Below are 20,367 nucleotides of genomic sequence, written 5' to 3' on the forward strand. Positions count from 1 at the left end.
ACCCTCTCCCCGGAGAGGGTTTTTTTATGGGTTTGCGGTGGGTATGGCGCTTTTAAGGCGGGTGCGCAAGCTTACCCGCCCTACATTGCTCCAGGCTGATTTGTCTGTTGTAGGGTGGGTAAACGTAAGGGCACCCACCTTCACCACCCGGCGGGTGCGCAAGCCTACCCGCCCTACGCTCTCTCAAGCTGGTTTGTCTGTTGTAGGGTGGGTAAGCGTAAGCGCACCCATCTTCGCCGCCCGGCGGGTGCGCAAGCTTACCCGCCCTACCTCGCTGCCCTGAGTTCTTTGTAGGGTGGGTAAGCGCAAGCGCACCCACCTTTATCGTCAGTCGCTGTATCCAACGGTTACATTAAACCCGCTGCGGAATACTCCTCTTTTCCGGGCTTCGCTTATCCGGGCACTATACTTACCTCTTTGTGTCACTTTCTCAGCCGGAGGAGAGCGTGCCGTGGATTTTGCTGCTGCTTGTCAGCCTGTTTAGCGTCTCAGCCAACGCCGTAAGCCTGCCCGCCGCGGTGGTCGGCGCGTCGACCACCCAGAAAAGCGAGACGCCGCCCGCCGAGCCCGATGCCGATAAAAAGAGAGCCGCTTACGCGGCGCTCGCGGACGTGCTGGAAAACGAGGCTTCCCGCAAAGCGCTTATCGAACAGCTGCGCCAGGCGGCGGCGACGCCCGCCGATCAGCCGACGCCGGTCATCAAGCCGCCGGTGAATAATGAAGAAGATAAAACGGTACTGGAGAACGTCACCGAGGTCACCCGTCACTACGGCGGCGAGTTTGCCGGACGCTTTGCGCAGCTCCATCGCAATATCACTAATGCGCCGCATAAACCTTTCAACGAAAAAACGTTCTTCAACGCGCTGAGCCATTTCAGCCTGCTCGCGGTCTCGGTCTTCCTCTTTTATTTTGCAGTGCGCGCCTGCGCTATTCCGCTGTATCGCAAAATGGGCCAGTGGGGACGGCGTAAAAACATCCACCGGGCGAGCTGGGTTCAGCTGCCGCTGATGATTATCCTCGCGTTTCTTATCGATCTCGCGCTGCTGGCGCTGACGCTGTTTGTCGGCCAGCTCGCCATTGAGATGATGAACGCCGGCAGCCGCACCATCGCCCGCCAGCAAGGGCTGTTCCTCAACGCTTTCGCGCTTATTGAGTTCTTCAAAGCGATTTTGCGCCTGATGTTCTCCCCGCGTTTTCCGTCGCTGCGCCCGTTTGTCATCAGCGACGCCAGCGCGCGTTACTGGCACCTGCGCCTGAGCGGGCTGAGCAGTCTCATTGGCTACGGCCTGCTGGTGGCCGTGCCGATTATCTCAGCACAGGTTAACGTGCAGGTTGGCGCGCTGGCGAATGTCATCATCATGCTGACGATGACCGCCTGGGCGCTTTATCTTATCTTTCATAACAAGCGCGCCATCACCGCCGGGCTGACGCGCCTCGCGGACCGCTCGCTCGCGTTTTTCAGCCTGTTTATCCGCGCCTTCGCGCTCATCTGGCACTGGCTCGCCAGCGCCTATTTCATCGTGCTGTTTTTCTTTTCCCTCTTCGATCCGGGCAACAGCCTGAAAACGATGATGGGCGCGTCGCTGAAAACGCTGGCGATTGTGAGCGTCGCGGCGTTTATCTGCGGCGTATTCACCCGCTGGCTCAGCAAAACCATCACGCTCTCGCCGCCGGTGCAGCGCAACTATCCGGAGCTGCAAAAGCGCCTGAACGGCTGGCTGTCGGTTTCGCTGAAGCTCGCGCGCTTTCTTACCGTCTGCGTGGCGGTGATGCTGCTGCTGAACGCCTGGGGACTGTTTGATTTCTGGACGTGGCTCACCGTCGGCGCGGGCGAGAAAGCCGTCGATATTTTAATTCGCATCTCGCTGATAGTGTTCTTCTCCGCCGTCGGCTGGACGCTGCTGGCGAGCCTGATCGAGAGCCGCCTCGCCTCCGATATCCACGGCCGCCCGATGCCGAGCGCCCGCACCCGCACGCTGCTGACGCTGTTTCGCAACGCCCTCGCCGTAATTATCAGCACCATTACCATCATGATTGTGCTCTCGGAGATTGGCGTGAATATCGCCCCGCTGCTGGCGGGCGCAGGCGCGCTGGGTCTCGCCGTGTCGTTCGGCTCCCAGACGCTGGTGAAAGATATTATTACCGGCATCTTTATTCAGTTTGAAAATGGGATGAACACCGGCGATCTGGTGACGATCGGCCCGCTTACGGGAACGGTTGAGCGTATGTCGATCCGCTCGGTGGGCGTGCGCCAGGATACCGGGGCGTACCACATTATTCCGTGGTCATCGATCACCACTTTCGCGAACTTTGTGCGCGGTATCGGCTCGTTTGTGGCGAACTACGATGTCGACAGGTTTGAAGAGACCGAGAAAGCCAACCGCGCTCTGCGCGCCGCGGTGGATGAACTGATGGAGCAGGAAGATATCCGCATGCTGGTGATAGGCGAGCCAAACGTGGTGGGCATTGTGGGACTGACCAATACGGCCTTTACGATCCGCGTGACCTTCACTACCCAGCCGCTCAAGCAGTGGACGGTGCGCTTCGCGCTCGACGGGATGGTGAAAAAACACTTCGATCTGGCAGGCATTCGCCCGCCGGTACAGACGGTGCAGGTAATGCAGCCAATGCCCGATGCCGCGGCAGCAGCCGAAGCACAGGCCGCGGCAGGCGGCGCACTGCCGCCCGCCAACCCGACCGTCTGATTACCGCAGGCGGTTTTGTGCCCAGCGTTCGCGCTGGGCCGTATCGAGAAAACTCCAGGCGATAAAACGGCTCTGCTTCTGCCCCTGCGCCATCTCCTTTTTAACCACTTTTACCGCGCCCGCCTGCTCCAGCGCGCGGTAGAGCAGCGGCAGGTTATCGCCTTTCGACACCAGCGTGGTAAACCACAGCACCTGACGGGCGAACAGCTTGCTCTCGGCGATCATCTGCGTAATAAACCCGACCTCGCCGCCCTCGCACCACAGCTCCTGTTGCTGGCCGCCGAAGTTAAGCCCGCTGTCAGCGGCAAGCCCCAGATTGCGGCGCTTGCGCGCGTTGCCCGCTTCTGCCGCGTCGGCGGAGTCATGGAACGGCGGGTTGCACAGCGTGGCGTCGTAACTCTCATTCTTGTGAATAATGCCGTTGAAAATCGCGCCGGGGCTTTTCTGGCGACGCAGGCGGATCGCGCGGTTGAGCCCCGGATTGGCGTCGATAATCGCGCTCGCGCTACGGATCGCCTCATCGCTGGTGTCGGTGCCGGTAAAACGCCAGCCATATTCATGCTGGCCGATCAGCGGATAAATACAGTTGGCACCAACGCCGATATCCAGCACGCTCGCCTGCGCGGGCAGTGCGCCGCCATTGCCTTCGGCAAGCAGATCGGCGAGATGATGAATATAATCCGCGCGGCCCGGTACGGGCGGGCAGAGAAAACCGTCAGGAATGTCCCACTCCCGCACGCCGTAAAAGTGCGCCAGCAGCGCCTGATTAAGGGTTTTCACCGCCTGCGGATCGGCGAAATCAATTGTCGGCTCGCCTGCGGGCGACGGGCGGACAAAAGCGCCAAGTGCCGGACAGCTCTCTGTCAGCGCGTCGAAATCATAGCGGCTGTGGTGGCGGTTGCGTGGGTGCAGGCCCGGTTTGCGGTTCATCGGCTTCCTCCTGTGTGGGCGCGTACAATACCCGCTGACCCGCCCCTGGTAAATAAGCACGGCAAAATTTAGCGGGGCGGCTATGATAGTTTTTTTGCCCAGGGAAATGCTATGAGCTACTACTACGAACCGGCACGCGGCCACGGTTTGCCGCACGATCCGCTGAATGCCATTATCGGCCCGCGCCCGATTGGCTGGATAGCCTCACAGGACGGCGCAGGCCATCGCAACCTCGCGCCCTACAGCTTCTTCAACTGCTTTAACTATCGCCCGCCGATTATTGGCTTCTCCAGCAATGGCTGGAAAGACAGCGTGAAAAATATCGCCGAAACCAAAGAGTTCGTCTGGAATCTTGCGACGCGCGACCTGGCCGTGGCGATGAACGAAACCTCCGCCTCGCTGCCCCATGATGAAGATGAGTTCGTACGCGCGGGCCTGACCGCCGCGCCCTCGCGTCTGGTACGCGCCCCGCGCGTCGCTGAAAGCCCGGTGAACTTTGAGTGCCGCTTAAGCCAGTGCATTCAGCTCACCTCCGCGAGCGGCGAGCCCATCGATACCTGGCTTGTGCTGGGCGAAGTGGTGGCGGTGCATATCGCCGACACGCTGCTTGAAGACGGCATCTACCAGACCTCTAAAGCGCAGCCGATCCTGCGCGCGGGCGGCCCGAGCGCCTATTACGGTATCGATGACGCCCAGCGCTTCGATCTGATTCGCCCTGACGCCCGTTAACCGCTTCCATGCCCGCCACGGCGGGCTCTTCCCGGCAGGGCACCCCCGTTTTTGCTATAATCACTACTGTGTTTAACCACAGAGGAGGTCTTATGGCTTCAGGTTGGGCAAATGACGGCGCGGTGCAGGATCAAATCGACAGCACCGTGGAAGATGCCGTGGCGCGCGCGCGACGCGACCTGCCACGCGGCGAAAGTCTTGCGTTTTGTGAGATGTGCGACGAGCCCATCCCCGAGGCGCGCCGCAAGGCGATTCCGGGCGTGCGTCTGTGCGTGAATTGTCAGCAAAAAGAGGATGAACACCGCCAGCGCTACTCCCTCTATAACCGCCGCGGCTCAAAAGACAGCCAGCTCCGCTAGGCCTTTCGGCGGTCCACATACACTCTTTTACCGTTTCGATGTGTCCATTTGTGCCCTCAAGCAGCGGGACGGTAAGAGCGTGTAAAGAAGCGTGGGAGAGGTGGAATATTTCCAACTCATTCAACTGGTTATATTACATTCAAATTTTTAGAATAAGCCTGTCAATTCTCTTCGGTTTTATATTCTGCTCGTGAATGTGACAATCATCACATCAACGGAACAACCCGTTATTTACAGAATAAACTGCGAGAGAATCCCTATGAAAGCCATCAAATATGTTGTTGCTGCCCTGGCCCTTTCCGCCTTTACCTTTGCGGCTGGCGCTGCTGAGCAGGTGAGCCCCGCTCAGGCGCAGAACCTGAACAAAATCGGCGTCGTATCCGCTCAGGGCGCACGCACGCTGGATGAACTGAACGATACGCTGGCGGCGAAGGCCGAAGCGGCGGGTGCGAAGGCCTACAGCATCACCTCTGCCCGTACCAACGATCTGGCGAGCGGCACCGCAGTTATCTACAACTGATTGCCACGCGCTGACCGATACCTTCATTACCCTTAATTGACCCTTTGTTACCCTTTTTGCCCGCGGCGGATGCTGCGGGCTTTTTTTATCAAAAGGTCTGTGCGATACGCGCCAGCGCCGACGGGATATCCTGCGCCTCACCGCTTGCCACCAGCACGCACGCCATCTGCGTTTTTAATGATTCCGGCACCGGCTCAAGCCCCGATAAGCAGCGCTCGGTCCAGCGGGCGGTCACTTCGGGGTCTTTCGTCTCTGGCAGCGCTATGGGGCTGGTTGCCGCCTCACTCTGGCGCTCAAGCAGAATGCGCATCGCCTGATTCTCAATCAGCGCTATCTGCGGGCAGCGCTGCGGGTTGGCGTACACTTCGCCTTCGGTGCCGTGCATCAGCAGGCCGCGTCCGCCGATATCGATAAAAAACTGCCCGACTTTATTCACATATTCCGGGTGCGAGACGCTGGACAGACGCAGCGCGTCAGATTCGCCAAACGGCGTAGCGAGTTTCGCCAGCGTATGGGCGCTGTTGCGCACCCCAAGTCGCCAGCGCATCGCCAGCTGTTTTTCAAGCGGCGGGCAGAGCGCGCCAACCGGGATATAGACCGGGTCGCGCCCGTCCAGTTTCGCCTGCGCCTGGCCTGCATGCAGCGTCGGCGAAATGCCCATCAGCGTAAAAATCGTCTCTGTCAGCACGCGCGTCGGATCGTCGCTCACGCCATGTACAACAACCGGAAAGCCGAGACGGCTCAGTAATAGCGCCAGCAGCGGCGTCAGGTTGGCCTGCTTACGCGCGCCGTTATAGCTTGGGATAACCACAGGCACCGGTTTTGCCACCGGCGGCGTCAGGCGCAGCATATGTTGCTGCATCGCATCGTAAAAGCCGCGCATCTCCTGTTCACCCTCGCCTTTAATACGCAGCGCAATGAGGATGGCACCCATCTCCAGATCCGGCACATCGCCATCCAGCATATGGTTGTAGAGCGCTCTGGCCGTTTCATGGTCCAGAGAGCGGGCGTGATTTTTGCCCCGGCCTATCTCTTTAACGATCGCACGATAATCCATCTTATCCTCCCGACAGGTGCTCTTAATCATAGCTCCGGTCAATCATACTCTGTGATGCGTTGCCGCGTGCTTACCGCCGACGACGCGCCGCCTTAGCGCACAATACAAGTTAAGCGTCTGATATGACAAGCGTCTGGCGCAATCATCGGGTCGTCAGACGCCTCTGCCGATAAGATAAATCCGCCCGAATTCAAATTGTATTTTTTTACTAAAAGAATCGTTAAGTGTTCATAACTGGAGCATTTACCTCACAGGAAGCATATTTTTCATCGAAATTATTCTCGTCTTAATTATTTAAGACTTTGTTCTCTCCTGATTCAGGATCCATGATGAAAAAGATATTGCTTATGACCACGATGGCCGCGCTGGCCTGCTCCTCCTCGCTCACATGGGCCGCCACAACCGGTGAAGGCCAGGTGAATTTTACCGGCGAAATCCTTGACGCCGCCTGTGAAGTGGTCAACAGCCAGAGCAGTCCGCTGGCCGTTGACTTGGGGAAAATCTCGAAAACGGCCTTTACCGGCATCGGCTCCACGACCAACATCACCAGTTTTGTCTTGCAGTTAAAAAACTGTCCGGAAACCGTGACCAAAGCCTCTATCAAATTCGGTGGCACCGCAGACACCAATAATGTCGATGTCCTGGCCCTGACGGGTGGCACGGGAGCCGCCAGCGGGGTCGGTATTCAACTGGTGGATGCCGACGGCACGCCGCTGAATCTCTATACCGCGTCGGCCGATTACGCGCTGGAGACAGGAACCGCCACCAATAATCTGGAATTTGGTGCCCGTTATATTCAGACAGGCGCAACCGTTACAGCAGGGGTCGCCAATGGCTCCTCTACGTTTACAGTGACCTATAACTGATTCCCGATGGGCTATTTGCTACTTCTGTCGTGGCAAATAGCCCATATTTAAAGAGACGATATTATTATGCGTAAATTACTCGTTATTTCAGCTTTACTCATGGCGACAACAGCGGCACAGGCTGGCGTCATTATTGGCGGTACCCGTGTTATTTATCCTGGCGATAAAAAAGAAGCGTCTGTTCCCGTGACCAATAATGACGATATCAACTATCTTATTCAGTCCTGGGTTGATACCGATGCGCCCGGCGCGGCTAAAGCACCATTTATGGTGACTCCGCCCCTTTTTCGTATTAATGCACATCAGGATAATACACTACGCGTGGTACGCACTGGTGGCGATTTGCCAAAAGATCGTGAATCTCTCTACTGGTTAAATATTAAATCTATTCCTTCCTCAGTTAAAAAAGCAGGCGTTAATGATTTACAAATCGCCGTCAGAACACGCATTAAATTAATGTATCGCCCGGCATTGGTCACCGGCAGACCTGACGATGTCGCAGGCATGCTGAAATGGCATACCGAAGGAAACATGCTGGTGGTTGAAAACCCAACGCCGTTTTATATGAATTTTAACAGCGTCAAGGTTAACGGAAAAGAAGTTGAAAAAGTCAATATCGCGGCCCCGAAAAGCGAAAGCCGCTTTCAGCTTGCGAATATGACAAATGTTCACGCTGTCTCCTGGACAATAATTAATGATTTCGGTGCCATTTCGAAAAGCTGGTCTCAAAACTTCTGAAAATAATCCACACCCGTTAATTTTATAATACGGTAATCATCATGTCCTTTAATAAAGCCAGACGGCCAAATGTATTTCGCGCTCGTCACTTAGCGCTGGCAATATCCTGTCTGTGTGCAGGCCTGCCGCTGGTGCAAGCGAGGGCAGATGATTATTTCAACCCGGCATTGCTGGATATTGATAATCCTTCGCAGGGTAAAACCGATTTAACGCTTTATGAAAAAGGTCCAGGTGCGGCACCGGGGAAATACCGTGTCGATGTTTATATTAATAATGAACGCATCGATACCCGTGAGATAGAATTTACGCTTAAAACCGCGTCCGATGGTAGCAGCACGCTGCAACCCTGCTTCACTCTCGAAGATTTGAAAAGCCTGGGAGTGAAGACTGACGAGTTTGATGCGTTAGACGCAGATGCGAAATGCGTTGACCTTTCGGCCATCCCCTCTGCCAGCGCGCGTTTTGATGTCGGCCGCCAGCAACTCCAGCTTAGCATTGCGCAAAGCGCGCTGGGCCAGGTGCCGCAGGGGTATATACCGCCTGAGGAATTTAACGAAGGCATTAACGCGCTGTTGTTTAACTACAGCGTGAACGGCTCGCGCCAGAAAGCGCTGACGCCGGATGCGCAGGACAGCCGCAATCTTTACGCCAACCTGCGTCCGGGCATTAATCTCGGCCCCTGGCGGCTGCGCAACTACTCTACCTGGAGTCGCAACGAAGACCATTCGGGCACTCAGGAGAAGTTCTCCAGCGTCTATACCTACGCAGAGCGCGACATTGTTGCTCTGAAAAGCGAGCTTACCCTGGGCCAGAGCAGCTCACCCGCGGATGTCTTCGACAGCATTCCTTTTACCGGTGCGCAGCTTGCCTCTGACGACGACATGCTGCCTGACAGCCTGCGCGGTTACGCCCCTGTGGTACATGGCATCGCACGCAGTAACGCCCAGGTGATTATTCGCCAGAACGGGTATCTCATCTCCCAGACTAACGTCGCGCCTGGCGCATTTGAAATTAACGATCTCTACCCGAGCGGTAGCAGTGGCGATCTCAACGTAACGGTGAAAGAGAGCGACGGCAGCGAACAGCATTTTGTCGTGCCTTATGCTTCTGTTCCGGTTCTGCAACGCGAAGGACGGTTGAAATATAGCCTTACCGGCGGGCGCTACCGTTCGTATGACGAAAGCGTTTTATCCACTGCGTTTATGCAAGGCACGGCCGTTTATGGCCTGCCACACGGGTTTACGCTTTACGGCGGCATTCAGGCAAGCCAGCCCTACCATTCGCTGGCGCTGGGCGTCGGAGAAAACGTGGGGGATTTTGGCGCATTCTCGCTGGATGTCACTGAAGCGAAAGCCACATTATCGTCAGGTGAGACACAGAAAGGCCGTTCGTGGCGTGCCCGCTACAGCAAGGATATCGCGCTGACGGGCGCCACGCTCTCGGTGGCGGGTTACCGCTTTAGCAGCGAGAACTATTACGCCATGCAGGATGTTTTTGAGACGATGCGCCGCGATAACCAGTGGGCAGACACGCTGCATCGCCGTAGCCGTGAAGAGCTAACGCTTGAGCAGCCGCTGGGCGACGCGCTGGGTTCGCTGAACGCCAGCCTGATTCAGGAAAATTACTGGAACAGCAGCAAAACGATGTCTTCACTCAGCGTCGGTTACAACAATAGCTGGCACGATATCAGTTACGGGCTTAATTACAGCCTGAACCGTAATACCAGTGAAAATGGCTACGGCGAACCGGAGCATGAAAAGGACAGCGTCTTTTCTCTCACCCTCTCCATTCCGCTTGAACGCTGGTTGCCCAATACCTGGGCAAGCTACAACCAAAGCCACAGCAAGCAGGGCACCACGCAGAACATCGGCCTTAACGGAACGGCGCTTTCGGATAACAACCTCAACTGGAATATCCAGCAGAGCCAGGACAGTCAAGGCCAGACGCGTAACACCTCACTTAATGCCGATTACAAAGGCGCTTACGGCGAACTGAGCGCGGGTTACGGGCAGGATTTCAGCCAGCGGCAAATCCATTACGGCATTCAGGGCGGGCTTATCGCCCACGCTAACGGCATCACGCTTGGCCAGCCGATGGGTGAAACGGTGGCGCTGGTCGAAGCGCCGGGCGCAAATGATACCGCTATTCACAACCAGACCGGCGTCAGAACCGATGGTCGTGGATACACCATTTTACCGTTTATCAGTCCCTATCGGCGCAATACCGTCGCGCTGGATACCGAAACGCTGCCCGCCGACGCTGATGTGACGCAGGCGGTACAGACCGTAACGCCCACGCGCGGCGCAGTAGTACGGGCCCGTTTCGATACCCGAACCGGCGCGCGCGTACTGATGACGCTGCACCTGGCTGATGGTCGCCCGGTGCCGTTTGGCGCGACCGCAACCGCGGATGATACCGCAGAAGAATTTATCGTCGGCGAAGATGGCCAGGTTTATCTGACCGGTCTTCAGCCGAAAGGCACGCTGCAGGTGAGCTGGGGCGCTAACGCCAGCCAGCGCTGCACCGCCGCATGGCGTCTCCCCACCGGGAATGGCGACAGCCAGTTTATTAACCTCTCCGCGCAATGCCTTTAACGCGCGTTACCTGGACTTTTTTTATGCGATTCATCAAATTATTAAGCGCGCTGCTGGTACTTGCCGGTAGCCTGTTCTTTATGCCTCATGCGAAGGCGTCCTGTACGGCCCCCATGATGCCGTATACGGTTTCAGTCGCGTATGTCGCCGTTTCCAGTACGTTACCGGTCGGCGCAACCATACCAGGCACTGACGAGCTCGTGAGTATTCACGGGTCCTGCAACGGCTATTCAGGCCAGCCGATCATCGCCTGCTACTATGGCAGCGGCAACGAAGTGTCCGGAATGCCGGGCGTTTACGAAACAGGCGTGGAAGGCATCGGCATTTCGCTGATGAATGATAAAGGCCAGCGCATCATCGGCGGCGGGGTCGGTTGCGACACGCGTAATACACCGCTGGGCTATGTATCCACCGATGGCAACAATACGTTCGACTTCACCGTGACGCTTGCGCTCGTCAAAACGTCGACAACGATCTATAGCGGGTCGCTTGAACAGGCGCAAACGGTGTTCGGCGTAGGGGTTTACAACCAGACCGGGATTGGCGCACCCAATACCATCGCTTACGCAGGCGACATAACCTATAAAACCGTCACCTGTTCCGTCGATCGTAACAATCTCAGCGTCACTCTCGGCAACGTGCCGGCCAGCGTGTTTACAGGCGTGGGCAGCAGCTCGGGCTGGAGCAGCTTTGAGGTCAACGCCACCTGCAACGATCCGGTACAAGTCGGAGTGAAAGTCTCCAGCGCCAATGGCTACGCATCCACCGAGCCATCCGTGATTAAACTCACTTCCGAACCCGGCGTCGCCAGCGGCATAGGCGTTCAGATGACGCTTTTTGGGCAAAACATCGATTTTGACCATTACACCTTTGTTGCCTCATTGAGGCCGAACTCAACGCTCAATATCCCGTTTGCTGTTCAGTACTATCAAACTGCCGACACCGTGACGCCGGGCGTTGCAAACGCCGTCGCGACCATTACCGTGTCTTACCGGTAGGAGCCCCGTGATGAAAAAGTTACTGCTGCTGATAATGTTTGCGCTTGGCGCACACCGGGCACTGGCCGACGATATCAACCTGCAGGTTAACGGGGCGATTATTGCCAGTGCCTGCGATGTGGAAAGTGCCAGCAAAAACAAAACGGTCGATATGGGGATCGCGACTGCTGACGCGTTTTCACAACCCTCTACTTATGGCCCCTGGGTACCGTTTGAACTAAGCGTGATGAACTGCCCCGTGGCCACCACGGCCGTTGATGCGACATTTTCCGGCGAACTGGATCCGACTAACAGTACGGCTTACAGGAGCACCGGAACCGGCAAAGGGCTGGCATTACAACTGGTTGATGGTAAAAACAATATGTACATGTTACCCGGTGGCGATAAATACACCGAAACAGTGGACGAGGCCACGCACAGCGCCACGTTTCAGCTGCGCGCACGCTATGTCCGTACCACAGAGCCGCTGGTACCCGGCACGTTTGAAAGCGCCGTACAGGTGACGTTTACTTACCGGTAAGCGTTGCGTCGCCGGGCGGGCGCGCCCTTACGGCCTGGCGCAGCGCGCTTTGCGGGCGCTTTTTTGATTAACGCCTCTGGCGCTTCGGGCTGTTCAATCGCAAACACCGGCAGCGCGTCCAGCAGCCGCTTGCCGTAGGATTTAGTGAGCAGACGGCGGTCATAAATCACCACTTCGCCCCAGCAGCTGTGGCTGCGGATAAGCCGCCCCACCTGCTGTATGAGGTTGAACGACGCCGCGGGCAGGCTTTGTACTTCAAACGGATAGCGGTTGAGGCTTTTCAGCCATTCGCCCTCTGTGACCACCACCGGGCTGTCCACCGGCGGAAAGGCGATTTTATGAATGTGCACCTGGCTTAGCAGCTCGCCCTTAAGATCAAGCCCCTCGGCAAACGACTGCAACCCCACCAGCACGCTCGCCTCGCCCTGCTCAATTTTTTTGCGGTGCAGCTCGACAAGCCGGTAGCGGGGCTGATCGCCCTGCACCAGCAGGCCGAGGCGCAGGTCAGGCACAAAGGACAAAAAGGTCTGCATCGCGCGGTTACTGGCAAACAGCACCAGCATCCCTTTGTGCTCGCCTTTTTTATATTCCGCGCGGAAATAGGCCGCCATCTCGGCGAGGTGCGCCTCTTCATGCTCCATCAGCGGCTCATGGCGCAGGCGCGGGATCACAAGTTTGCCCTGCTCGATATGATTAAACGGCGAATCGAGCGTCACGAAACGGTCGCCTGCTTTATCGCGCAGGCCGCTCATCTCCTGCAGCCGCGCAAAGCTGTTCAGCGATCGCAGCGTGGCGGAGGTCACCACCACGTGCGGCACCTGCCGCCAGATGAGTTTTTCGAGCTGATCGCTGACCCGAATGCCCACGCAGTGGAAGAAAATATGCGGTTGCCCTTCGCGGGTCTCGCGCGTCACCCATTTCGAGACCGGCGCGCCGGAGGCATGCGCCAGCGAGGCGAGCCGCCAGAGCTTGCTTTGCGCTTCAAAGTGGCCGAGCGCGCGGTTCATCTGCAACAGCACCCGGTGCAGGCGCACGATGTCGTGGCTGCCGGTTTTTTCGCTGAGATCGTTTAAGAAGAGTTCCGCCAGCCCGCGCAGGTTTTCGGTGAGCTTCGCCAGCCGTTCGCAGATTTCCATCACCTCCTGCGGCAGTTCGCCCATCGGGAAGCGAAACTCGCTCTCCTCGCCCGGCGGCAGCAGCAGCCCGACGATACGGTTCATGCTGGCGACCAGCTCGTAGACTTCTTCGCAGTGATTGTTAAGCCGCTCCGGCGTGGAGAGCGGCGGCACGGTTTTGGGCCGGAATTGCTCAAGGCAGGTGGCGACCAGTTTACAGAAGAGATCGAGCTGCAACCGCGTCCAGGGCGCGCTGATGTCGGCGCTCATCTCCAGCGCGTCGCGGGCGACGTCCGGCAGATGGTGGCCTTCATCAAGCACCAGCAGCAGATGTTTTGGCTCCGGCAGAACGGATTCGCTCTCCAGCGCCGCCATCACCAGCGCATGGTTGGCGACCACCACTTCGGCTTCCTGAATCTCACGGCGCGCCACAAAGAACGGGCATTCACGGTAGTAATGGCAGTTGCGGTTCAGGCAGCTCGCTTTATCGGTACTGAGCCGCGACCAGAGGTTATCGTCAATCGCCTGGTCGGTGTGATCGCGAAGGCCGTCCCACTTGTAGCTGTCGAGATCGGCTTTGAGTTTCGCGCAGCGCTGCTGCTCCTCTTTGCTGTTGGGCGTCAGCTCATCATCAAGAAACGCCAGCAGATCGCCCTGCGAGGCGCTGTCGCTGGAGAGCGCCGCGAGGTTGCGCGGGCAGACGTAACGCCCACGCCCGAACGCGGCGGTGAAGCGCAGTTCCGGGATAATTTTGCGCAGCAACGGCAGATCTTTACTGAAAATCTGATCCTGCAACGCCACGTTGGCGGTGCTCACCACCAGCGTTTTTTGCTCTTCGCGGGCGATAGCGATACCGGGGATCAGATACGAGAGCGTTTTGCCAACGCCGGTCGGCGCCTCGATAGCCAGATGCCGCCCTTCATCGCCGCCGAGGGTTTTCGCCACTTCCGCAATCATCTGCCGCTGCGGGGCGCGGGGAATGAAGTCCGGAATTTGCTGCTGAAGCGCCTTATACCAGGCGGCGATTTGCGATTTCTGCGCGGCGGTTAATGCCATCTGAAGCCCTGAAATACTGTATAAACAGCCACTATTGTGGCACTTTTCCACCGCCAGCTGAACCTTTTTTTACCCGCGCGGCAGGAGCCGATTCGCAAGACAGATCACAAATTATCGTCACGCTAATCATAAATCGCGGGTCATTCATTGACCGAATACCAGGCGGGTGTTAGGTTTTTTAACATTGCATTGTGCTTGTTACCGTTCGGCGGGCAAAACCTGAATGCAGCCCCGGGAAATTCCCTGGCGTCTGTATTTATGTTTTGCCCGTTTTTGCTTTCAGGAGTCGGCGATGATCATTAAGCAAATCCTTAATAATAATGTCGTCAGCGCCGTCGACGAACGCGGCCAGGAAGTGATTGTCACCGGCCGTGGGCTCGGTTTTAACGCCCGCGTGGGCGAAACGGTCAATAGTAGCCACATTGAGAAAACGTTTCGTCTGCATGACGATACCGTCTCGGCGCGCTTTAAAGTTTTGCTGGATGAAATACCGGTAGAAATCGTTCAGCTCACTGACGATATTGTCGCGCTGGCGCGCCAGACGCCCGGTATCAAATTAAGCGAAGGCATTTATGTCACGCTCGCCGATCATCTTTTTTACGCCATTGATCGCCGCCAGAAAGGCATTGAAATCGCCAACCCGTTACAGTGGGAAGTACGACATTTTTATCAGGAAGAATACGCCATCGGGCGTCAGGCGCTGGCGCTGATTGCCGCGCGCACCGGCGTGCTGATGCCAGACAGCGAGGCGTGCAGCATCGCGCTGCATATTGTGAACGCCGGGCTTAACGATCCGAAAGGCAAAATCAACGACATTACCCGGCTGATTTATCAGATCCAGAATATTGTAAAATACTGGTTCGCCGTCGGCCCCGATGAACAGTCGCTTAATTACCAGCGCTTTATTACCCACGTGAAATTTTTCGCTCAGCGGGTAATAGAGGGCCAGCGGCTGGAAAACGACGACAGCGAATTATTCGCGATGGTACAGCAGCGGTATAAAAATACCGTGGCGTGCGTGGAAGCCATTAGCGAATTTGTGGAAAAGAATTATCGCCACGCGATGACGCATTCGGAAAAACTCTATTTAACGGTGCATATCGATAATGTCGTACACCGTTTAGCGCATTCCCTTTAGGCTTGTTACTGTTCATTCAGGCAAACCCCAGAGGCAGCAACGTGCCGGTCATTATACCGGCGACTGTTTAATGAAACCGCAGGGTTTCATTCTGGAGAGGAATAGCCATGAACTACCCGCATACCGCCCGCCAGATAATTACCCTTCTCGGCGGCGAGGCGAATATTCTTTCGCTCTATCACTGTATTACCCGCCTGCGTTTTTCGCTGGTCTCGCTTGAAAAGGTCGACCGCGCGGCGCTTGAACATCTCGACGGCGTTATGGGCGTTAATCTCTCGGGCGATCAGTTCCAGGTGATTATCGGCAGCGAGGTCGCGCCACTTTGCCAGGCCATTCTCGCGCAGTTGCCGGGGCTTGAAGCTAAAAAAGCGGCCGCGCCGCCGAAGCGCCGCAACCCGATTTCCATGGTGCTGGAGGGGTTAGCGGGGATCTTTTCGCCGATTATTCCGGCCATCGCCGGCGCGGGGATTCTCAAGGGTGTGCTGTCGCTCTGCCTCGCGCTCGGCTGGGTGCAGGCCAGCAACCAGACGTATCAAATTTTGATGGCGATAAGTGACGGCGTTTTTTTCTTTATGCCGCTGGTGCTCGCCTTCAGCGCCGGGAATAAATTCGGCGCCAACCCCTATGTGGCGGTGGCGCTCGCCGCCACGCTGTTTCACCCGATGCTCACCACGCTGCTGAAATCCGGCGCGCCGGTGGCGTTTCTCGGCCTGCCGGTCTCCAGCGTTTCTTACGCCTCGTCGGTGATTCCTATTCTGCTGGCGGTGCTGCTGCTCAGTTACGTCGAGCGGTTTATCGACCGCCTGATGCCCGCCGTGCTGAAAACGATGTTTGTGCCGCTGCTGAGCCTGGTGATTGTCGCGCCGGTTACGCTTATCGCCATTGGTCCGGCCGGTATTCTGCTTGGCAACGCGCTCTCCGGCGGCATTATCTGGCTGGTGGCGAACATGGGCTGGCTGGCGGGGGTTATCGTCGGCGGCACGCTGTCGCTGATGATTATTACCGGTATGCACTACGTGCTGGTGCCGATTGTTATCAACAACATCAGCAAGCTCGGCTACGACCCGTTCAAAATCCTCTTTTATGTCGCCAATATGGGCCAGGCGGGCGCGGCGTTCGGCGTCTTCCTGCGCGCCCGCAATAAGAAAATCAAAACGCTGGCGCTCTCCACGAGTTTCAGCGCCGCGATGGGCATCACCGAGCCTGCGATGTATGGCATTAACATTCGCTTTAAGCGCCCCTTCGCCGCGGCGCTCATCGGCGGTGCCTGCGGCGGCGCGTTTGCGATGGCGCTCGGCGTAAAAACGTACGCCTTCGCCTTAAGCGGCATTCCGGGTATTCCGGCGCTGGTCGGCCCCACGTTCCTGTGGGCGCTGGCGAGCCTGGCGATTGCCTTTTGTGCGGCGGCGCTCATCACCGTAATGCTGGGCTTTGAGGAACCCGCCGAAGCGCCGGCAGAGCCGGAAGTGGTGGCAGGCTTAAGCCCCGTGGCGCTCGCCCGCGAGGAGCAACTCTTCGCGCCGGTGAGTGGCCGCCTCACGCCCCTTTCCTCCCTCAGCGATCCGGTTTTCGCCGATGAAATCTTCGGTAAAGGCATCGCCATCGTGCCCGAGAGCGGCGAGCTGCTCTCGCCGGTGAACGGGCGCATCGAAGCGATTTTCGACAGCAACCATGCGCTGACGCTCAGAAGCGACTGCGGCGCAGAGGTTTTAATTCATATCGGCATCGACACCGTGAAACTTGGCGGCCAGCACTTTACCCGCCACGTGGAGAACGGGGCGTTCGTCGAGGCCGGACAGCCTCTGATTAGCTTTGATCTGGCGGCGCTCAACGCGCTCCACATCGATCCGAGCGTCATTGTTATCGTCACCAATACCCACTGCTACGGCGAGATAAGCCCGTTAAAACAGGGCGACGTGGCACCCCGTGAAGCCTTTCTGAAACTGACCGCCGCGGCGGCTTAAGGGAGAACAGCATGGCCTTTTCCAGAACATTTCCTGAAGATTTTTTGTGGGGCGGCGCGACCGCCGCTAACCAGCTTGAAGGCGCGTGGAACGTCGACGGCAAGGGGCTGTCGGTCTCTGATGTCTACACCTTTGACGTCAGCACGCCCAAAGAACGCTGGCTCGATCAGTGGCTCGGCATGACCCACCGCCAGGTGGCGCAGGCGCAGGATCCGAACAGCACGAAATATTACCCGAAGCGCAAGGGCAACGATTTCTATCACCGCTACGAAGAAGATATCGCGCTGTTTGCCGAAATGGGCTTTAAATGCTTTCGCATGTCTGTCGCCTGGACGCGCATCTTCCCGCGTGGCGATGAGACCGAACCGAACGAGGCGGGCCTCGCCTTTTACGACCGCGTTTTCGACACGCTAAGAAAGCACAATATCGAGCCGATTGTGTCGCTTTCGCACTACGAAATGCCGCTCGCGCTGGTCACCGATTACGGCGGCTGGCCTAACCGCCAGCTGGTGGATTTTTATGTGCGCTTCGCCACCACCGTCTTCACTCGCTACCGCAAAAAGGTCAAATACTGGATGACCTTCAACGAGATCAACTGCGTGAAGCACCACCCGTACGTCAGCGTCGGCGTGATTGAAGAAGATCACCCGCATCTGGAGCAGGCGAAATACCAGGGCGCGCACCACCAGTTTGTGGCGAGCGCGCTCGCGACCAAAGCGTGTCACGAGATAATCCCCGGCTCGCAGGTGGGCTGCATGATTAGCTACCAGATGCTCTACCCGCACACCTGTCACCCGGACGATTTGCAGGCGTGCGAAGAGGAGCAGCGCGTCTCGCTGTTCTTCAGCGATGTGCAGGCGCGCGGCTACTACCCGGCCTGGACCGAACGCATGTTCGCGGAAAAAAACGTCCGGCTGGAAAAAGCGGTGGGCGACGACGAGATCCTGCGCCTTTATCCGGTCGATTACGTCTCGTTCAGCTATTACATGTCGAGCACCGTCAGCGCGCACCCGGAGCAGCTTGAAGGCGTGACCGGCAATCTCATCACCGGCGGCATCCGCAACCCGTATCTGGCGCAGAGCGACTGGGGCTGGCAGATAGACCCGCAAGGGCTGCGCCTGGCGCTCAACCAGCTTTATGACCGCTACCAGAAGCCGCTGTTTATCGCCGAAAACGGCCTCGGCGCGATAGATACGCCCGCCTCCGACGGCACCATCAACGACGACTACCGCATTGAGTATCTGCGCCAGCATATCGGGCAGATGCAGGAAGCGATTGCCGACGGCGTGAAGCTCTTTGGTTACACCTGGTGGGGGCCGATTGACGTGGTGAGCGCCGGTACCGCGCAGATCTCCAAACGCTACGGTTTTATCTACGTCGATCAGGACGACATGGGCAACGGCACCCAGGCGCGCTCGCGCAAGAAAAGTTTCTACTGGTACAAAAAAGTCATCGCCTCGAACGGCGCGGATCTCAGCGATTAAGGAGCAGACATGGCGATTTTCCCGGATAACTTTTTATGGGGCGGCGCGATTGCCGCCAATCAGGCCGAAGGCGCGTGGAATGCGGATGGCAAAGGGCCGTCCATCGCCGACGTGGTGCGCGGCGGCATCGCCTCCGGCAAACACGACGCGACCATTGACCCGGCGCTTTATTACGCGAGCCACGAGGCCATCGATTTTTATCATCGCTACAAAGAGGATGTGGCGCTGTTCGCCGAAATGGGCTTTAAATGCTTTCGTACGTCGATTGCCTGGTCGCGTATCTTCCCGCGCGGCGATGAGCAGACGCCGAACGAGGCGGGCCTCGCCTTTTACGACGCCCTGTTCGACGAGCTGCTGAAATATGGCATTGAACCGGTCATTACGCTTTCCCACTACGAAACGCCGCTGGCGCTGTTTGAGGAATACGGCGGCTGGCAGAACCGGCAGCTTATTGATTTCTTCACCCGCTACTGCGAGACGGTGTTCCGCCGCTATCAGCATAAGGTCAAATACTGGATGACCTTTAACGAGCTGAACAACATGAACCGGATGCCGTTCGCCACCGGCGCAGTGGAGGCAGGCGCATCGCCGCAGGCGATTTACCAGGCCAATCATCACCAGTTTGTCGCCAACGCCCTCGCCAATAAGCTGTGCCATGAGATTATCCCGCAGGCGAAAATCGGCTGCATGTTGTCGTTAAGCACGGTCTACCCGGCCACCTGCAACCCGGATGACGTGTTCGCCACGTATCAGTTGCGCCGCCGTTCGCTGTTTTACGCCGACGTGATGATGCGCGGGCATTATCCGGCCTACGCAACGCGGCTGTTTCGCGATAATGATATTCAGCTGGATATTCACCCCGGCGATACCGAACTGCTGGCGCAATATCCTTCGGATTATCTCGGCTTTAGCTATTACCGCAGCGTGCTGCATAAAGCGGGCGCAAAGCTTCGCGTGGACACCGGCGGCGCGATGGGCGAGGACAATCCGTACCTTGAGAAAACCGCCTGGGGCTGGCCGATTGATCCGGTCGGGCTACGACTGGTGTGTAATGAGCTGGCCGACCGCTACGAGAAACCGCTGTTTATCGTGGAAAACGGCTACGGCGGTGAGGATATCGCCGATGAAAATGGCGAGTTTAACGACGAGGCGCGCATTCAGTATGGCCGCCAGCATATTCAGGAGATGGCCGAAGCCGTGGCGGACGGCTGCGACATCATGGGATACACCTGGTGGGGGCCGATTGATATCGTCAGCGCCGGCACCGGCGAGATGAAAAAGCGCTACGGGTTTATTTATGTCGATAAAGACAACGAGGGCAACGGCACTCTCGCGCGGCGCAGGAAGCGCAGCTTCGCGTGGTATCAGCAGGTGATCGCAAGCAACGGCGAGCGGCTTTAGGAGGGCAGGGTTTTCGTAGGGCGGGTAAGCGCACCCGCCGCCAGCGGTGTCATAAATGAAAGGCGTTATCTGCCCTACACGGGGGAACCGCTGGGGCCTCGAATATGCACGCCCGGCTACCCGTTCCGTTCGCCACGACGCTGATTCCCTCTGTCACGTTTACTCACGCGAACGTGTTAAGGGGGCTCGCCGC

At 57.5% G+C, this 20,367-nt stretch carries 16 protein-coding genes; 13 read left to right on the forward strand and 3 right to left on the reverse strand.

Features of this window, described 5'->3' with window-relative positions:
* Positions 1 to 446 precede the first annotated feature (446 nt).
* Positions 447 to 2,705, forward strand: coding sequence for a mechanosensitive channel protein (gene ybiO / locus G6041_RS08795; RefSeq protein ID WP_038881141.1), 2,259 nt, complete (start codon positions 447 to 449; stop codon positions 2,703 to 2,705).
* Here the strand turns inward: ybiO and rlmF are convergent, their stop codons facing one another.
* A complete protein-coding gene (gene rlmF / locus G6041_RS08800; protein WP_012125278.1) occupies positions 2,706 to 3,635 on the reverse strand; it encodes a 23S rRNA (adenine(1618)-N(6))-methyltransferase RlmF in 930 nt (309 codons plus the stop codon).
* A gap of 111 nt (positions 3,636 to 3,746) precedes the next feature.
* On the opposite strand from rlmF, the gene G6041_RS08805 reads away from it, so the two are divergent.
* From G6041_RS08805 to ybiJ, 3 genes are all read left to right on the forward strand, one after another.
* Positions 3,747 to 4,364, forward strand: coding sequence for a flavin reductase family protein (locus G6041_RS08805; protein WP_012125279.1), 618 nt, complete (start codon positions 3,747 to 3,749; stop codon positions 4,362 to 4,364).
* Between the two features lie 92 nt (positions 4,365 to 4,456).
* Positions 4,457 to 4,723, forward strand: a complete 267-nt coding sequence (locus tag G6041_RS08810) for a DksA/TraR family C4-type zinc finger protein (RefSeq protein WP_007902057.1) — start codon at positions 4,457 to 4,459, stop codon at positions 4,721 to 4,723.
* 259 nt (positions 4,724 to 4,982) lie between these two features.
* Positions 4,983 to 5,243 carry a DUF1471 family protein YbiJ gene (gene ybiJ / locus G6041_RS08815; RefSeq protein ID WP_012125281.1) on the forward strand — a complete coding sequence of 87 codons (261 nt, stop codon included), beginning with the start codon at positions 4,983 to 4,985 and terminating at the stop codon, positions 5,241 to 5,243.
* 88 nt (positions 5,244 to 5,331) lie between these two features.
* On the opposite strand, the gene ybiB is transcribed toward ybiJ, so the two are convergent.
* Positions 5,332 to 6,300, reverse strand: a complete 969-nt coding sequence (gene ybiB / locus G6041_RS08820) for a DNA-binding protein YbiB (RefSeq protein WP_041460565.1) — start codon at positions 6,298 to 6,300, stop codon at positions 5,332 to 5,334.
* A gap of 329 nt (positions 6,301 to 6,629) precedes the next feature.
* On the opposite strand from ybiB, the gene G6041_RS08825 reads away from it, so the two are divergent.
* The 5 genes from G6041_RS08825 (at position 6,630) to G6041_RS08845 (ending at position 12,016) form a co-directional block, all read left to right on the forward strand.
* Complete coding sequence (locus G6041_RS08825) at positions 6,630 to 7,166, forward strand: fimbrial protein (RefSeq protein WP_041460566.1); 537 nt, start codon at positions 6,630 to 6,632, stop codon at positions 7,164 to 7,166.
* Between the two features lie 66 nt (positions 7,167 to 7,232).
* The gene (locus tag G6041_RS08830; RefSeq protein ID WP_012125284.1) at positions 7,233 to 7,904 is read left to right on the forward strand and encodes a fimbrial biogenesis chaperone; all 672 of its coding nucleotides are present in this window, start codon (positions 7,233 to 7,235) and stop codon (positions 7,902 to 7,904) included.
* Positions 7,905 to 7,945: 41 nt separating this feature from the next.
* A complete protein-coding gene (locus G6041_RS08835; protein ID WP_139153176.1) occupies positions 7,946 to 10,498 on the forward strand; it encodes a fimbria/pilus outer membrane usher protein in 2,553 nt (850 codons plus the stop codon).
* 23 nt (positions 10,499 to 10,521) lie between these two features.
* Positions 10,522 to 11,496 carry a fimbrial protein gene (locus G6041_RS08840; protein WP_041460724.1) on the forward strand — a complete coding sequence of 325 codons (975 nt, stop codon included), beginning with the start codon at positions 10,522 to 10,524 and terminating at the stop codon, positions 11,494 to 11,496.
* Between the two features lie 10 nt (positions 11,497 to 11,506).
* Entirely contained in the window at positions 11,507 to 12,016 is a 510-nt protein-coding gene (locus tag G6041_RS08845) for a fimbrial protein (protein WP_004385900.1), read from the forward strand.
* Here G6041_RS08845 and dinG read toward each other — a convergent pair.
* Positions 12,007 to 14,187: an ATP-dependent DNA helicase DinG gene (gene dinG / locus G6041_RS08850; RefSeq protein WP_012125287.1), complete on the reverse strand. Its 2,181-nt coding sequence runs from the start codon at positions 14,185 to 14,187 to the stop codon at positions 12,007 to 12,009. The two genes, G6041_RS08845 and dinG, sit on opposite strands and share 10 nt — an antisense overlap.
* Positions 14,188 to 14,479: 292 nt before the next feature.
* Between dinG and licT the strand changes: the two genes are divergently transcribed.
* The 4 genes from licT to G6041_RS08870 all read left to right on the forward strand — a co-directional run bounded on the left by licT (position 14,480) and on the right by G6041_RS08870 (position 20,174).
* A complete protein-coding gene (licT, locus tag G6041_RS08855) occupies positions 14,480 to 15,325 on the forward strand; it encodes a BglG family transcription antiterminator LicT (protein ID WP_054628493.1) in 846 nt (281 codons plus the stop codon).
* A 107-nt stretch (positions 15,326 to 15,432) separates the two neighbouring features.
* Positions 15,433 to 17,289 carry a beta-glucoside-specific PTS transporter subunit IIABC gene (locus G6041_RS08860; protein ID WP_012125289.1) on the forward strand — a complete coding sequence of 619 codons (1,857 nt, stop codon included), beginning with the start codon at positions 15,433 to 15,435 and terminating at the stop codon, positions 17,287 to 17,289.
* Positions 17,290 to 17,300: 11 nt separating this feature from the next.
* On the forward strand, positions 17,301 to 18,773 hold the full coding sequence (locus tag G6041_RS08865; RefSeq protein WP_012125290.1) for a glycoside hydrolase family 1 protein: 1,473 nt from the start codon (positions 17,301 to 17,303) through the stop codon (positions 18,771 to 18,773).
* Between the two features lie 9 nt (positions 18,774 to 18,782).
* Positions 18,783 to 20,174, forward strand: a complete 1,392-nt coding sequence (locus G6041_RS08870; RefSeq protein WP_054628494.1) for a glycoside hydrolase family 1 protein — start codon at positions 18,783 to 18,785, stop codon at positions 20,172 to 20,174.
* The last annotated feature ends 193 nt before the right edge of the window (positions 20,175 to 20,367 follow it).

Origin of the sequence: Cronobacter sp. HA18003, assembly GCF_011605905.1 — a bacterium.
Lineage (GTDB): Bacteria > Pseudomonadota > Gammaproteobacteria > Enterobacterales > Enterobacteriaceae > Cronobacter > Cronobacter sakazakii.

Excerpts from the sequence above, each read along its gene's own strand:
- rlmF (WP_012125278.1), bottom strand. The coding sequence starts at position 3,635 with ATGAACCGCAAACCGGGCCTGCACCCACGCAACCGCCACCACAGCCGC.
- G6041_RS08825 (WP_041460566.1), top strand. The coding sequence starts at position 6,630 with ATGAAAAAGATATTGCTTATGACCACGATGGCCGCGCTGGCCTGCTCC.
- licT (WP_054628493.1), top strand. The coding sequence starts at position 14,480 with ATGATCATTAAGCAAATCCTTAATAATAATGTCGTCAGCGCCGTCGAC.
- ybiJ (WP_012125281.1), top strand. The coding sequence starts at position 4,983 with ATGAAAGCCATCAAATATGTTGTTGCTGCCCTGGCCCTTTCCGCCTTT.
- G6041_RS08810 (WP_007902057.1), top strand. The coding sequence starts at position 4,457 with ATGGCTTCAGGTTGGGCAAATGACGGCGCGGTGCAGGATCAAATCGAC.
- G6041_RS08860 (WP_012125289.1), top strand. The coding sequence starts at position 15,433 with ATGAACTACCCGCATACCGCCCGCCAGATAATTACCCTTCTCGGCGGC.
- G6041_RS08840 (WP_041460724.1), top strand. The coding sequence starts at position 10,522 with ATGCGATTCATCAAATTATTAAGCGCGCTGCTGGTACTTGCCGGTAGC.
- G6041_RS08845 (WP_004385900.1), top strand. The coding sequence starts at position 11,507 with ATGAAAAAGTTACTGCTGCTGATAATGTTTGCGCTTGGCGCACACCGG.
- G6041_RS08835 (WP_139153176.1), top strand. The coding sequence starts at position 7,946 with ATGTCCTTTAATAAAGCCAGACGGCCAAATGTATTTCGCGCTCGTCAC.
- G6041_RS08865 (WP_012125290.1), top strand. The coding sequence starts at position 17,301 with ATGGCCTTTTCCAGAACATTTCCTGAAGATTTTTTGTGGGGCGGCGCG.
- dinG (WP_012125287.1), bottom strand. The coding sequence starts at position 14,187 with ATGGCATTAACCGCCGCGCAGAAATCGCAAATCGCCGCCTGGTATAAG.
- G6041_RS08870 (WP_054628494.1), top strand. The coding sequence starts at position 18,783 with ATGGCGATTTTCCCGGATAACTTTTTATGGGGCGGCGCGATTGCCGCC.
- G6041_RS08830 (WP_012125284.1), top strand. The coding sequence starts at position 7,233 with ATGCGTAAATTACTCGTTATTTCAGCTTTACTCATGGCGACAACAGCG.
- ybiB (WP_041460565.1), bottom strand. The coding sequence starts at position 6,300 with ATGGATTATCGTGCGATCGTTAAAGAGATAGGCCGGGGCAAAAATCAC.
- G6041_RS08805 (WP_012125279.1), top strand. The coding sequence starts at position 3,747 with ATGAGCTACTACTACGAACCGGCACGCGGCCACGGTTTGCCGCACGAT.